The organism is Diaphorobacter sp. J5-51, from assembly GCF_001023515.1.
Lineage (GTDB): Bacteria > Pseudomonadota > Gammaproteobacteria > Burkholderiales > Burkholderiaceae_C > Diaphorobacter > Diaphorobacter nitroreducens.
Window position 1 is genome coordinate 21662 of sequence record NZ_JSYI01000072.1, and the last position, 13524, is coordinate 35185.

Sequence of the window (13524 nt, forward strand, 5' to 3'; positions counted from 1 at the left end):
CTTCGTAAAGGCAGGCTCAGGCCGATGACAGCCCATGCGCGCCCAAGGCGCTAAACCCGCCGCTTGTCCAGCTTGCGCGTGAGCGTGCGGCGGTGCATTCCTAGCCGCCGTGCGGCTTCGGAGATGTTGAAGCCCGTCTCGGCCAGCACTTCGTGGATGCGCTCCCACTCCAGCGTCTTGATGGAGCTGGCGCGGTTGGTCAGTTCCACGTCGGCATTGCCTTCGGTAAGGCCGAAGGCGGCCTCGATATCGTCGGTGTTCGATGGCTTGGCCAGGTAGTGGCAGGCACCCAGCTTTACGGCCTCGACGGCGGTGGCAATGCTGGCGTAGCCCGTGAGCACGACGATGAGCATGTCCGGGTTGGCCGCGTGCAGCGCCCGCACGCAGGCCAGGCCTGTGGCCTCGCCCTTGAGCTTGAGGTCTACGACGGCATAGTCGGGCGTGTGCCCGGCCAGCAGTGCTTCGGCCTGTGCCAGGCTATCGGCGTGCAGCACGCGGTAGCCGCGCCGCTCGAACGAACGGGCCAGCGTGCGCGCGAAGGCCTCGTCGTCTTCCACAATGAGCAGCAAGCGTTCAGCGTCCATGGTGCGTGGGTGTCTCCTGCAACGCAATCGCGGCCAGCGGCAGCGTGATCGTGACCTGGGCGCCGCCGCCCGGAAGGTTGCGTGCCTGCACGGTGCCCCCCAGGGTGCGCGCCACGTTCATTGCCAGGAACAGGCCCAACCCGCCGCCGGGGCGGCCCTTGCTGGACTGGTAGGGCTTGCCGAACTGCGACAGCATGGCCGGCGCGAAGCCGGGGCCATCATCGGTGACGGTAATGCGCAGCAGGTCTTGATCACGCTCGGCCACCAGGCCGACCCGGTGGGGCGATGCGTCGCGGGCATTGTCCAACACATTGAAAACCATTTGCTGCAGCGTGACATCGGACACCATAGGGGTGTCCTGGCCGAAGCGGTTGTCATAGGTGAACTCGTCAACCGAGCGCGTGGCCTGCCACTCGCTGGCGAGTGAGTCCAGGAATTGACACACGGTGGTCTGCGCCGATGCCTCGCCGCGCGTCTCGCCGGCGGACATCAGGATGCCGCTGACGATGGTCTTGCAGCGCTGCACCTGCGCCTGCATCTCGGCCACGTCTTCCTGCAGCGCGGGGTTGGCGGCCAATGCAGTGTCACGCTTCCAGTCCCCCAGGATCACCGCCATGGTGGCCAGCGGCGTGCCCAGCTCATGGGCAGCGCCTGAAGCCAGCAGCCCCATGCGCACCACGTGCTCTTCCTCGGCGGCGCGTTGGCGTATGGCGGCCAGACGCGCGTCCCGCTGGCGCAGGTTCTGGCCGATGCGGCTGATGAAGATCACCACCAGCGCCGCGTTGAGCATGAAGCACACCAGCAGGCCCAGCACGTAGGGACTGCCCAGCCCGCGCGCGAAGTCGGGCGCCAGCTGCAATGGCACGCTGTAATGCGCCAGCAGCGCAAAGCAGGCTGCGGTGATGAGCACCATGGTCCAGATGTAGGCGCTGCGCAGCAGCGCCGCGCCCAGCGCCACCTGCAGCAGGTACAAGAAGACGAATGGGTTGCGGATGCCCCCGCTCAGATACAGCTGCACGGTGAGCACGGCCACGTCCACCAGCAGCGCCAGAAACAGTTCCACATTGCGCACGCCGCGGCCGGTGCGCCAGCGCACGAAGCTCACCGCGTTGTAGAGCACCAGGCAACCCACCACCAAGAGCATCTCGCGCAGGGGCAGGGGAAGTTGCAGCACGTAGTGCGCCACCTCGATGGTGAACACCTGGCCCACCACGGCGATCCAGCGCAACTGGATGAGCTGGTGCAGGTTTTTCAGCCCGGCCGCGGCATCGGCCGAGCGTGCCTTCAGGGCGGGCGGGGAGGCGGAGGGGGTGGAGTTTGCGGATGCGGTCATCGGGAGCGCAAGGTGGCACGCAGGCGAAGCTCGTAGCGTGCCACATACGCAGCCGCTGCCGCCACCATGGCGGCCAGCCCAAACCAGGTGATGGCATACACCAGGTGGCTGTTGTGGAAGCGAACCACCGTCAGTCCCGGGCGGGGCCAGGGACCGGCGGTGGTGGAAGTCTCGGCATCCATCGGCGCTGGGGCGTTCGCGTCGGGAATGCCCGCGTCGATGAAAAACGGGGCCGCGGCGTCCAGGCCCTGGGCCTGGGCGATGGCCGCCACGTCGCGCGAATGCCAGCGCTGCGCCCCGGGGTCGTTGCGGCGCAGGAAGCCGCCTCCGGGCTCGCTCATGCGCAACAGGCCCTGCAGCTGTACGGCTTCGCCTTCCTGCATGCCGGGGCCGCCAGCGGCCCACTGGGCGCGCTGTGCCTGGGGGATGAAGCCGCGGTTGACGAGCACCTGGCCGCCGCCGTCCAGCTGCAGCGGGGTCATGACCCAGAAACCCGCGCCGAGCGCCGTGGTGGCCTGGGTCAATACGGTTTTGCTGGCCAGCCAGCGACCCTCAGCCTGCACAGGCTGGTATTCAAAGCCAGCCGCATCCACGCCAGGCCACTGCGCGCGCGCGGGCAGCGGCACGGGCGCGGCATGCAGACGCTGCTCTACGCGTTCCATCAGGGCCAGCTTCCAGGTGCGCCGCTCCACCTGCCACCAGCCGAGGGCACAGAACACAACGAACAAGGCGATGCCCGCCAGAGCGAGCACCGCCATCGTCAGGTTGGAGTGCGCGCGGGTGCGCTGCGGCTCCGGGGCGTGCATGGTCGGAGCGGTCAAGGCGCCTTCGGTTGGTGTGCCTCGCTGCCCTGGTGCTGTGCGGCCATGGGGTTGGCGTGCGCGGGCATCATGTTGGCGTTCATGTGGAACATGACCCACAACGTGCCGATGATGGTCACTGCCAGGAACACGATGGTGAAGATGGTGGACAGCATCGTCCAGCCGCCCTGGATCTTGCCGTTCATGTGCAGGAAGTACACCATGTGCACCACCACCTGGACCATGGCGAAGATGCCCAGCACCAGCACGGCGGTGGTGCGGCTCTGGATCACGTCGGCCATCACCAGGGCAAAGGGAATCACGGTGAGGATCACGGCGAGGATGAAGCCCTTGACGTAGTCTCCCTTGGTGACGTGCAGGTCGTCATGGTCGTGGCCATGGTCGTCGTGGCCGGCGTGAATTTCGTGTGCGCTCATTTACAGCACCCCCATCAGGTACACAAAGGTGAAGACGCCGATCCAGACCACGTCCAGGAAGTGCCAGAACATGGACAGGCAGTTCAGGCGGCGCTTGTTTTCATGGATCAGGCCGTGCTTGCTGATCTGAATCATCAATGTCACCAGCCAGATCAGGCCGAAGGTCACGTGCAGTCCGTGCGTGCCCACCAGCGTGAAGAAGGCCGACAGGAACGCGCTGCGCTGGGGTGTCGCGCCCTGGTGGATCAGGTGTGCGAACTCATACAGCTCCACGCCCAGGAAGGCCAGGCCCAGCAGGCCGGTGACGGCCAGCCAGGTCAGCGTGCCGCGCGCGTTGCCCGCCTGCTTTTGCAGCATGGCAAAGCCGAAGGTGATGGACGACGTCAGCAGGAAGGCCGTGTTGATGGCTACCAGAGACAAGTCGAACAGCTGCGCGCCCGTGGGGCCCGCAGCGTAGCTGCGGCCCAGCACGCCGTACGTGGCGAACAGCGCTGCGAAGATGAGACAGTCGCTCATCAGGTAGAGCCAGAAGCCCAGGGACGTGCCGTTCTCGGGGTGGGGCTCATGCGCGAGGTGGTACTCGCGCGGTGCCAGGGCGGCGGTGCCGCCCGCTTGGAGGGTGTGCGTATTAGACATGGGCTGCGGCAAGCTGCTTGGTGCGTGCGTCTTCCGTGGCGGCCACTTCGGCTGCCGGAATGTAGTAGTCACGCTTGTAGTTGAAGGTGTGGATGATCGAGGCCAGCACGGTCGCGGCGAACGAGGCGATCGCCAGCGGCCACATGTGCCAGATCATGGCGAAACCGAACACGGTGGACAGCGCGGCGATCACCACGCCGGCGCCAGTGTTGGCGGGCATGTGGACGGGCTGGAAGCCGGTCAACGGGCGCTTGTAGCCGTGCTTCTTCATGTCCCACCAGGCGTCGATCTCGTGCGCCACGGGCGTGAAGGCGAAGTTGTACTGCGGCGGGGGCGAGGAGGTGGCCCACTCCAGCGTGCGGCCGTCCCAGGGGTCGCCGGTCACGTCGCGCAGCTGGTCGCGCTTGATGTAGCTCACGAACAATTGGATGAAGAAGCAGGCGATGCCCGCCGCGATCAGGCATACGCCCACCGCGGAGATGATGAACCAGATGTGCAGCGAAGCGTCTTCCACATGGTTGACGCGGCGCGTGATGCCCATCAGGCCCAGGATGTACAGCGGCGTGAACGTGACCCAGAAGCCAGTCAGCCAGAACCAGAACGATGCCTTGCCCCAGGACTCGATCAGGCGGAAACCGAAGGCCTTGGGGAACCAGAAGTTGATGGCAGCGAACACGGCGAACACCACGCCGCCGATGATCACGTTGTGGAAGTGCGCGACCAGGAACAGGCTGTTGTGCAGCACGAAGTCGGCCGGGGGCACGGCCAGCAGCACGCCGGTCATGCCGCCGATGGCGAAGGTGCACATGAAGCCTACCGTCCACAGCATGGGCACGCTGAAGCGGATGCGGCCCTTGTACATGGTGAACAGCCAGTTGAAGATCTTGGCGCCCGTCGGGATCGAGATGATCATCGTCGTGATGCCGAAGAAGGTGTTCACCGTGGCGCCCGAGCCCATGGTGAAGAAGTGGTGCAGCCACACCAGGTACGACAGGATGGTGATACACACCGTGGCGTACACCATGGAGGTGTAGCCGAACAGGCGCTTGCGCGAGAACGTGGCGACGACCTCGGAGAACACGCCGAAGGCCGGCAGCACCAGGATGTAGACCTCGGGGTGGCCCCAGATCCAGATCAGGTTCACGTACAGCATGGAGTTGCCCCCCAGGTCGTTCGTGAAGAAGTTGGTGCCGATATAGCGGTCCAGCGACATCAGCACCAGCGCGGCCGTCAGCACGGGGAACGAGGCGACGATCAGCGCGTTGGTGCACAGCGCGGTCCAGGTGAACACGGGCATCTTCATCAGGTTCATGCCCGGCGCGCGCATCTTGATGATGGTGACGATCAGGTTGATGCCCGACAAGGTGGTGCCCACCCCCGCAATCTGCAGGCCCCAGATGTAATAGTCGAGACCCACGCCAGGGTCCTGCGCCCCGAGGTTGGACAGCGCCAGCCAGCCGGAGGTGGAGAACTCGCCCAGGAACAGCGAGATCATCACCAGCACGGCGCCGCCGGTGGTCATCCAGAAGCTGAAGTTGTTCAGGAAAGGGAACGACACGTCGCGCGCGCCGATCTGCAGCGGCACGAGGTAGTTCATCAGGCCCGTGACGAAGGGCATGGCCACGAAGAAGATCATGATCACACCGTGGGCCGTGAAGATCTGGTCGTAGTGGTGCGGCGGCAGGTAGCCCATGCTCTCGCCCACGGCCATGGCCTGCTGCAGGCGCATCATTACCGCGTCGGCGAAGCCGCGCAGGAACATGACCAGGCCCAGGATCATGTACATGATGCCGATCTTCTTGTGGTCGATGGAGCAGATCCAGTCACGCCACAGCGGGCCCCACAGGCGGAACTTGGTGAGGCCGGCCAGCATCACGATGCCACCCAGGACCACCGCGATGAAGGTCCACAGCACGATGGGCTCGTGCGCCATCGGGATCGAGTCCCAGGTGATGCGGCCCAACAGCCAGTGGGCTGGGGTAGTTTGTTCAGACAACATATCGAATCTCTTGGCTAATGGGCCCGGCGCCGGCTTGGCGCCCGCGTCGGGTCCGTCAAATTCACTGTTGGGTGGTGGCCTCGGGGAGGGCGGCTGCGGGCTGCAGCGCGGCCAGGATCTGTGGCGCGTTGCCTGCGGTGCATACGTCCTGCGGCAGCGTCAGACCATTGGCTTTGACGAAGGCTTCGCCGCCGAGCGCGTCGATAGCCATCATGTCGTGCATGCACATCTGCCCGTCTTCCACGCAGCGGTTGAGCACCTTGCCGTACAAGCCCGTTTCCACGGTAGAAAAGCGCTGCACGGGGTCGCGCTGGCTGGGCTTGGCCAGTTGCAGGTAGGTGGTCTTGTCCAGGGGCTTGCCTTCGGTCTTGGCCTTGTCCACCCACTGGGCGAACTCGGCATCGCTCAGGCCGTGGAACTTGAAGGTCATGCCGGAGAAGCCGGGGCCGCTGTAGTGCGAGGCAAGGCCATGGAACACGCCGGGCTTGTTGATGATGGCGTTCAGCTCGGTCTGCATGCCAGGCATGGCGTAGATCATGCCGGCCAGGTCCGGCACATAGAACGCGTTCATGGTCGATGTGGCGGTGAGCTTGAACAGGATCGGGCGGTCCACTGGCGCGGCCAGCTCGTTCACCGTGGCAATGCCCTGCTCGGGGTAGAAGAACAGCCACTTCCAGTCCATGGCCACCACCTGCACTTCCAGCGGTTTGACGTCGGCGGCCAGCGCGCGCTGGGCGTCGATGCGGTCCAGGGGGCGGTAGGGGTCCAGCTTGTGGGTAGCGATCCAGGTCAGCGCGCCCAGGGCAATGATGATCATCAGCGGCACGCTCCAGATCACCAACTCCAGCGAGGTGGAGTGGTGCCAGTCGGGGTCGTACTCGGCGTCGGTGTTGCCCTGGCGGTACTTCCAGGCGAACAGCAGCGTCAGCAGGATCACCGGCACGATGACGATCAGCATCAGCACCGTGGCAGTCACCACCAGGTTGCCCTGCTGGGCAGCGATATCACCCGCCGGGTTCAATACGACGGCCTTGCTGCAACCAGCCAGGCTGGCTGCGGCCAAAGCCGCGGCGAGCCAGGTGGGCCCGCGGAGTTTCTTCAGTTGGAGCATTGCTAGGCGTGTCAAAAAGCGTGCACGGCCTTGCGTCGCGCGGGCGGGCGCGGCGCTAGGTGTAAACGCGAATTACTGGACGGAGACGAATGTAATACGCCTAGCGCATTTGTCGATTGGACATTTTGTCCAGGGTCAAACTTATGGCGTGATGGCAGGCCGGATGCGGCCTGCGGGCGCGACCATGGCGGCGCGGATGGCCGACTGGGCGTGAGGGTTTTCCCGCGCGGGACGTCAGTGTAAGCGTACTTGTTGACCGCGGGGCTTGCGTGTAGAACGGAGCTGTGTCTGCAAAGCCAAGGAGTACGGTCATGAGTAGCGGTTCCGTCGCATACCCCGTTTACGGCCCCGAGAGCGCGGCATCGCTGTCGCGCGCGCACACCGACGAAGACGTCACCCCGGGCGAGATCGCCGTGGGCGTGATCATCGGGCGCGCGTCGGAGTATTTCGACTTCTTCGTATTCGGGATCGCCTGCGTGCTGGTCTTCCCGTCGCTGTTGTTCCCCTTCATGTCGCGGCTGGACGGCACGCTCATGGCCTTTGCCATCTTTGCCATCGCCTTCATCGCCCGGCCGCTGGGCACCGCCATCTCCATGGCCGTGCAGCGGCGCTGGGGGCGCGGCACCAAGCTGACGCTGGCGCTGTTCCTGCTGGGCGGCTGTACGGTGAGCATGGCTTTCCTGCCCAGCTACCAGGTGGCGGGGCTGGCAGCCGCCGGGGCGCTGGCGGTGCTGCGCTTCGGCCAGGGGCTGGCGCTGGGCGGCTCCTGGGACGGGCTGCCGTCGCTGCTGGCGATGGCCGCACCGCCGGAGCGCCGGGGCTGGTATTCCATGGTGGGGCAACTGGGCGCGCCCGTGGGGTTTGCATTGGCCGCCGGGTTGTTCGCCTACCTGTACGGCAGCCTCTCCAGCGAAGAATTCCTGGCCTGGGGCTGGCGCTACCCGTTCTGCGTGGCCTTTGCGATCAACGTGGTGGCGCTGTTTGCGCGGCTGCGCCTGGTGGTGGGGCAGTCCTATGCCGAATTGCTGCAAGAGAAGGAACTGGAGCCCGTGGGCGTGGCCCGCGTGATGCGCGAAGAGGGGAGCAATGTGGTGCTGGGCGCCTTTACGGCACTGGCCAGCTTCGCACTCTTTCACGTGGTGACGGTGTTCCCGCTGTCGTGGTTCGCCCTGTTCTCCGACCGCTCCATGGCCGAGGTGCTGTGCGTGCAGATCGCCGGCGCATTCCTGGCCATCGGCGCGGTGGCGGTGTCGGGGCGGTTGGCCGACCGCATGGGCCGGCGCAACCTGCTGGGCTCCATGGCCGTGCTGATTGGCCTGTTCAGCCTGGCCACGCCCTGGCTGCTGGGCGGTGGCGCGGTGGGCGGCACGGTGTTCCTGCTGCTGGGCTTCGTGCTGCTGGGCCTGTCGTACGGCCAGGCATCGGGCACGGTGACGGCCAACTTCTCCACCCAGCACCGCTACACCGGCGCGGCGCTGTCGTCCGACCTGGCGTGGCTGATCGGTGCGGCCTTTGCGCCGCTGGTGGCGCTGGGGCTGTCGGCGCGCTTTGGCCTGGGTGCCGTGACGCTGTATTTGCTGTCAGGCGTGGTGTGCACGCTGGGCGCGCTGCGCATCAACCGCATGATTGAGCGGCGCGCCTGAACGGGCTGGGCATTATCAAGAACAATAGCTGCCAGCGCTTGTTGCATAAGGGCTGGGGCCTGTTTTGGCTTAAATACATGCAGGCCAGCCGCTGACAGCGACCTGCCTGGCTGATCAATCCTTGGGCCGAAAGCCGATCACCAGCGATGAGGGCACGCGGCCGTCCACGTCGCGCGGCAGGGTCTCGGTGCGCTGTAGAGCGCGCACCACGGCGTCATCCCAGGCTTTGTTGCCGCTGGACTGGATGATGCGCGTGCCGACGATGGTGCCGTCCGGTGCGGCGCGCACTTCGACCTCGGCACGCGGGTTGCCGGAGATGGTGTCCGGATAGACGATGTTGGGCTTGACCTTGGCCGCCACCTTGCCGCCGTAGCCGCCCGACGGGCCCGCGCTGCGCAGCGCCGTGCCGGTGGCAGACTCGCCGCCAGTGGCGCCTGGCACGCCCTGCATCATGCGGCGCAGGTTGTCCTGGCGCATGGCTTCCACGCGCTTGGCTTCTTCGGCGGCCTTGCGTTTGTCCTCGGCCAGTTTTTTCTGTTTTTCCTGCTCGGCCTTTTGCTGCTCCAGCTTCTTTTGCTCGGCCAGCTGTTTTTCGCGCTGCTCCTTCTCGCGCTGGGCTTTTTCGCGTTCGGCTTTTTCCTTCTCTTTTTGCAGGCGCTCTTTTTCTTTCTTTTCCTGCTCCAGCTGTGCCTGCCGCTCGCGTTCACGTTCGCGTTTTTCGCGCTCCATTTGCTCGCGCTTTTTCTTTTCTTCTTGCAAACGCTTTTTTTCGCGCTCAAGGGCAATGTCGGCCTCGCGTGCGTCGGCCTGCTCCGGCCGTGGTGGCGGTGGAGGCGGCGGGGGCGCAGGTGTCGGCGCGGGTGCGGGCTCAGGTGTCGGGCTGGGCGGTGGCGGTGGCTCTGCGGCGCGTGGCGCGGCTTGCTGGGGCACGGCTGCCCACAGCTCGGCCTCTACCGCTGGCTGGTCTGCGCTGCTCTTCCAGTTCACGCCCCATGTCAGCGCGCCGATGAGCGCCGTGTGCGCCAGCACTGCCAGCGCGACGGCACGCAGGCGCGCGGGCGGGCGGGGCGGGGCAAACTGGTCGCGGTCGTCGGTAGCGTGCATGCGAATGGCGGTTTTGTGCGGGTCAGCCGCCGCTCTTGACGGCCAGTGCGACGCGCGCAACGCCCGCGCCCTGCAGCGCCGACATGGCCTTCATCACCGAGTCGTACGACGCGTTCTTGTCAGCGCTGATGAGCACGGGCGTGTCCTCGGGCTGGTCCTTGAGCCAGTTTTTGGCCGTGGCGCCCAGGTTTTGCAGGGGCACGGTGCGCTCGTTGCCGTCGGCCTTGAAGCGGATGCTGCCGTCCTTGTCCACGATGACGTCCGCCCGCGTCTTGGGCACCTTGGCGCCCTTGCCGACGGACGGCACGTTGACCGAGCTGGGCGTGAGCATGGGCGCCGTCACCATGAAAATGATGAGCAGCACCAGCATCACGTCGATGAAGGGCACCATGTTGATCTCGTTCATGGAGCGGCGGCGCGTACCGCTGCGCGAGGCCATTGCGGGCATGCCGTTCTTCCCTTCAGTGTCCCGAGGGCGAACCGGGCTGAGCGCCCAGGTTGCGCTGCAGGATGTTGGAGAACTCCTCGATGAAGGTCTCCTGGTGGATGGCCACGCGGTCGATGTCGCGTGCGAAGCGGTTGTACGCAATCACGGCGGGAATGGCGGCAAACAGGCCGATGGCGGTGGCCACCAGCGCTTCGGCGATGCCGGGCGCCACCGTGGCGAGCGTTACCTGCTCCATGCCGGCGAAACCGGTAAAGGCGTGCATGATGCCCCAGACGGTGCCGAACAGGCCCACATAGGGCGACACCGAGGCCACCGAGCCGAGGAACGAGAGGCTGGACTCGATCACGTCCATCTCGCGCTGGAAGCTCGCGCGCATGGCGCGGCGCGCGCCGTCCAGCAGTGTGCCGGGGTCGCTGATGCGGCGTTCCCGCAGCTTTTGGTATTCGCGCATGCCGCTGGCGAAGATGCGCTCCATCGGGCCCGCGCTCTTTGCGTTGTGCGTGGCGCTGGCGTACAGGTCATTCAGGCTGGTGCCCGACCAGAAGTCGCGCTCGAAGTCTTCGTTCAGGGCCTTCACGCGCTTGAGTGCGAACAGCTTGCGGAAGATGGCGGCCCAGCTGGCCACGGAAACCGCGAGCAGCAGCAGCATCACCAGCTGCACCACCCAGCTGGCATTGAGCACCAGGCTCAAGATGGACATGTCTTGGGAATTCATGATGAGGAGAGTCGTTCCAAAAGGGACCCCGGAATGCGTGCAGGGCGCATGGTGGCGGCATCCACCCAGCCGATGCGGATGGTGCCTTCGCACAGCAGTGCGGGGGGAGAGTCGGGGATCATCTGCTCTGGTTTCAAGAGCGCCTGCTGCTCGATTGTGAGCGAAGCGCGGCCCCCTTCGCGCAGGCTGGCGGTAACAATCAGTTCATCGTCCAGGCGGGCGGGGCGCAGGTAGCGCAGGCGTGCGTCGGTTACGACAAACATGCCGCCCGTGAGTTCCCGCAATCGTTGCTGGCCCAGGTCCCGCGAGCGCAGCCACTCGGTGCGCGCGCGCTCGAAGAACTTGAGATAGTTGGCATAGAACACGATGCCGCCGGCATCGGTGTCTTCCCAGTAAATGCGAACGGGCCACTCGAAAGCCATGCTGGCACGCCTGGAGGGGTCAGCCGATCAGGCGCTGCAGGCGCGCCGCCGCTTCCTGCAACTGCGCCATGGAGTTGGCCGTGGAAAAGCGCACGAAGCGTTGGGTGTCGGCCGTGCCGAAGTCGCGCCCCGGCGTGATGGCCAGGTGGGCACGGCGCATCAGCTCGTAGGCGAAGTCCCAGCTGCCGGCGACGCCCAGGCGCTCGGCGGCCTGCGTGCAGTCGGCCCAGGCGTAGAAGGCGCCATCGGGCTGCACCGGCACCGTGAGGCCCAGTGCATCGAGTGCGGGGATGAAGTAGTCTCGCCGCGCCTTGAACTCTGCGCGGCGGCGTTCGTACTCGGCGATGCTGTCCGGCTCGAAGCAGGCCAGCGCCGCATGCTGCGACACCGTGCTGGCGCAGATGAACAGGTTCTGTGCCAGACGCTCCACCACGGGCACCATGGCTTCGGGCACCACCATCCAGCCCAGGCGCCAGCCGGTCATGTTGAAGTACTTGCTGAAGCTGTTGATGCTGATGATGTCCTCGCCCAGCGCCAGCGCCGTCTGGCCGAAGGCGTCGTCATAGGACAGGCCGAGGTAGATCTCGTCGATGATCGTGAGCCCACCCTTGCCGCGCACCACATCGTGGATGCGGCGCAGCTCATGGGGCGCGATCGAGGTGCCCGTGGGGTTGGAGGGCGATGCCAGCAGCACGCCGCGTGTCTTGGTACCCCATGCGGCCTCGACCTTGGCGGCGCTGAGCTGGAAGCGCTCCTCGGCCGTGGTGGGGATCAGCACCGCTTTGCCTTCCGCCGCGCTCACGAAGTGGCGGTTGCAGGGGTAGCTGGGGTCGGGCATCAGGATCTCGTCGTCCGCGTCGATCAGCGCCAGGCAGGCCAGCTGCAGCGCGGCCGATGCGCCGGCCGTGACCACGATGCGCCGCGCCGGCACATCCACGCCAAAGCGCTCGGCATACCAGCCGCTGATGCGCTCGCGCAGCGCCTCCAGGCCCAGGGCGTTGGTGTACTGCGTGACGCCGCTGCGCACCGCGCGGTCGGCCGCCTCCACCACCAGCGGGGGCGCGGTGAAGTCGGGCTCGCCGATGTTCAGGAAGATCATCGGCTCGCGGGTGCCGGCGACCTCGCGCGCAAGGGCCTGGGCGGCCTTGGCCACTTCCATCACGTAAAAGGGTTCGATGCGCTCGGCGCGGGTGGAAAACTTCATGGCGATGCAACGTGCAGGCACCCGCCGGCTGAGGCCAGCGGCGGGTGCGCTGAGGGAACGAACAATGCGAAGCGGCGCAAGAGGGCGGGGCCTTCAGCCGCGGGCGGCGGCCTTGTCGGCCGCGACCTCGGTGGCGCGCAATTGCGGCGCCAGGCCGTTGAGCACGCCGTTGACGTACTTGTGGCCGTCGGTGCCGCCGAACTCCTTGGCCAGCTCGATGCACTCGTTGATGACCACGCGCCAGGGCACGTCCTGGCAATGTTGGAATTCGTACACGCCGATCCACATCACCGCATGCTCGATGGGCGAGATCTCGCTCATCTTGCGGTCCAGCTGGGGTGCGATCAGCTCGTCCATGTACTGGGCGGTGGTGATGCAGCCGTGCAGGAGCGCGTCGTAGTGCGCCGCGTCGGCCTTGTGAAAGCCCGAGAGGTCGCGCGTGAACACGTCGATGGCGGTGGCGTCGTTGCCTCCTACCAGGTGCTGGTAGAGCGCCTGCAGGGCGAACTCGCGCGCGCGGCTGCGGCCCGACTTGGAGCCGGCCTTGCGCGCGCCCGTGCCGGTGGTGCCGGTGCGCGGCTGGCGCGGCGGCCGCGCGGATGGCGTGGGGTGGGTGGAATCGGTCACGACAGCTCCTCCAGCAAGTTGGCCATTTCCACGGCCACGCGGGCCGCGTCCACGCCCTTTTCGGTCTGGCGGGCGAGGGCCTGTTCCAGGTTCTCGGTGGTGATGATGGCGTTGGCGATCGGTACCTGGTAGTCCAGGGCCAGGCGGGTCACGCCCGCGCCGGATTCGTTGGCCACCAGCTCGAAGTGGTAGGTCTCGCCGCGGATGATGCAGCCCAGCGCGATCAGCGCGTCGTACTCGTCGCGCTCGGCCAGGGCCTGCAGCGCCACGGGCACTTCCAGCGCGCCGGGCACCAGCACGTGGCGGATGTGCTTTTCCTGCACGCCCAGGCGCAGCAGCTCTGCACGGCAGGCCGCGGCGAGGGTGTTGGTGATGTTCTCGTTGAAGCGGGCCTGCACGATGCCGATGTGCAGCTTCTTGCCATCGAGCTTGTCCGCGGTTCCTTTGTCTGCGCCAAACAT

At 66.2% G+C, this 13524-nt stretch carries 15 protein-coding genes; 1 reads left to right on the forward strand and 14 read right to left on the reverse strand.

Annotated elements, in window-relative coordinates:
- Positions 1-50 precede the first annotated feature (50 nt).
- The 7 genes from OX89_RS09500 to cyoA form a co-directional block, all read right to left on the reverse strand.
- A complete protein-coding gene (locus OX89_RS09500; RefSeq protein ID WP_011805937.1) occupies positions 51-584 on the reverse strand; it encodes a response regulator transcription factor in 534 nt (177 codons plus the stop codon).
- Positions 574-1917 carry an ATP-binding protein gene (locus tag OX89_RS09505; protein WP_047350440.1) on the reverse strand — a complete coding sequence of 448 codons (1344 nt, stop codon included), beginning with the start codon at positions 1915-1917 and terminating at the stop codon, positions 574-576. The genes OX89_RS09500 and OX89_RS09505 overlap by 11 nt, the downstream gene beginning before the upstream one ends.
- On the reverse strand, positions 1914-2723 hold the full coding sequence (locus OX89_RS09510) for an SURF1 family protein (protein WP_047350441.1): 810 nt from the start codon (positions 2721-2723) through the stop codon (positions 1914-1916). Before OX89_RS09510 ends, OX89_RS09505 begins: the two co-directional genes overlap by 4 nt.
- 11 nt (positions 2724-2734) lie before the next feature.
- A complete protein-coding gene (gene cyoD / locus OX89_RS09515) occupies positions 2735-3154 on the reverse strand; it encodes a cytochrome o ubiquinol oxidase subunit IV (RefSeq protein WP_047350442.1) in 420 nt (139 codons plus the stop codon).
- On the reverse strand, positions 3155-3790 hold the full coding sequence (gene cyoC, locus OX89_RS09520) for a cytochrome o ubiquinol oxidase subunit III (RefSeq protein WP_047350443.1): 636 nt from the start codon (positions 3788-3790) through the stop codon (positions 3155-3157). It lies immediately after the preceding gene.
- Entirely contained in the window at positions 3783-5789 is a 2007-nt protein-coding gene (gene cyoB, locus OX89_RS09525; protein ID WP_047350444.1) for a cytochrome o ubiquinol oxidase subunit I, read from the reverse strand. The genes cyoC and cyoB overlap by 8 nt, the downstream gene beginning before the upstream one ends.
- A 61-nt stretch (positions 5790-5850) precedes the next feature.
- Entirely contained in the window at positions 5851-6900 is a 1050-nt protein-coding gene (cyoA, locus tag OX89_RS09530) for a ubiquinol oxidase subunit II (RefSeq protein ID WP_011805931.1), read from the reverse strand.
- 311 nt (positions 6901-7211) lie between these two features.
- Here cyoA and OX89_RS09535 point away from each other — a divergent pair, with 311 nt between their 5' ends.
- A complete protein-coding gene (locus OX89_RS09535) occupies positions 7212-8543 on the forward strand; it encodes an MFS transporter (RefSeq protein ID WP_047350445.1) in 1332 nt (443 codons plus the stop codon).
- Between the two features lie 114 nt (positions 8544-8657).
- On the opposite strand, the gene tolA is transcribed toward OX89_RS09535, so the two are convergent.
- The 7 genes from tolA to ribH all read right to left on the reverse strand — a co-directional run bounded on the left by tolA (position 8658) and on the right by ribH (position 13524).
- Entirely contained in the window at positions 8658-9647 is a 990-nt protein-coding gene (gene tolA, locus OX89_RS09540; protein WP_047350446.1) for a cell envelope integrity protein TolA, read from the reverse strand.
- Between the two features lie 22 nt (positions 9648-9669).
- Positions 9670-10095 (reverse strand): biopolymer transporter ExbD, encoded by a 426-nt coding sequence (locus OX89_RS09545; RefSeq protein ID WP_047350447.1) that lies wholly within the window; start codon positions 10093-10095, stop codon positions 9670-9672.
- 13 nt (positions 10096-10108) lie between these two features.
- Positions 10109-10810: a protein TolQ gene (gene tolQ, locus OX89_RS09550; protein WP_047350448.1), complete on the reverse strand. Its 702-nt coding sequence runs from the start codon at positions 10808-10810 to the stop codon at positions 10109-10111.
- On the reverse strand, positions 10807-11232 hold the full coding sequence (locus tag OX89_RS09555; protein WP_011805926.1) for a YbgC/FadM family acyl-CoA thioesterase: 426 nt from the start codon (positions 11230-11232) through the stop codon (positions 10807-10809). The genes tolQ and OX89_RS09555 overlap by 4 nt, the downstream gene beginning before the upstream one ends.
- A gap of 19 nt (positions 11233-11251) precedes the next feature.
- A complete protein-coding gene (locus OX89_RS09560; protein ID WP_047350449.1) occupies positions 11252-12436 on the reverse strand; it encodes a pyridoxal phosphate-dependent aminotransferase in 1185 nt (394 codons plus the stop codon).
- 93 nt (positions 12437-12529) lie between these two features.
- Positions 12530-13063: a transcription antitermination factor NusB gene (nusB, locus tag OX89_RS09565; RefSeq protein ID WP_011805924.1), complete on the reverse strand. Its 534-nt coding sequence runs from the start codon at positions 13061-13063 to the stop codon at positions 12530-12532.
- A complete protein-coding gene (ribH, locus tag OX89_RS09570; RefSeq protein ID WP_047350450.1) occupies positions 13060-13524 on the reverse strand; it encodes a 6,7-dimethyl-8-ribityllumazine synthase in 465 nt (154 codons plus the stop codon). Before ribH ends, nusB begins: the two co-directional genes overlap by 4 nt.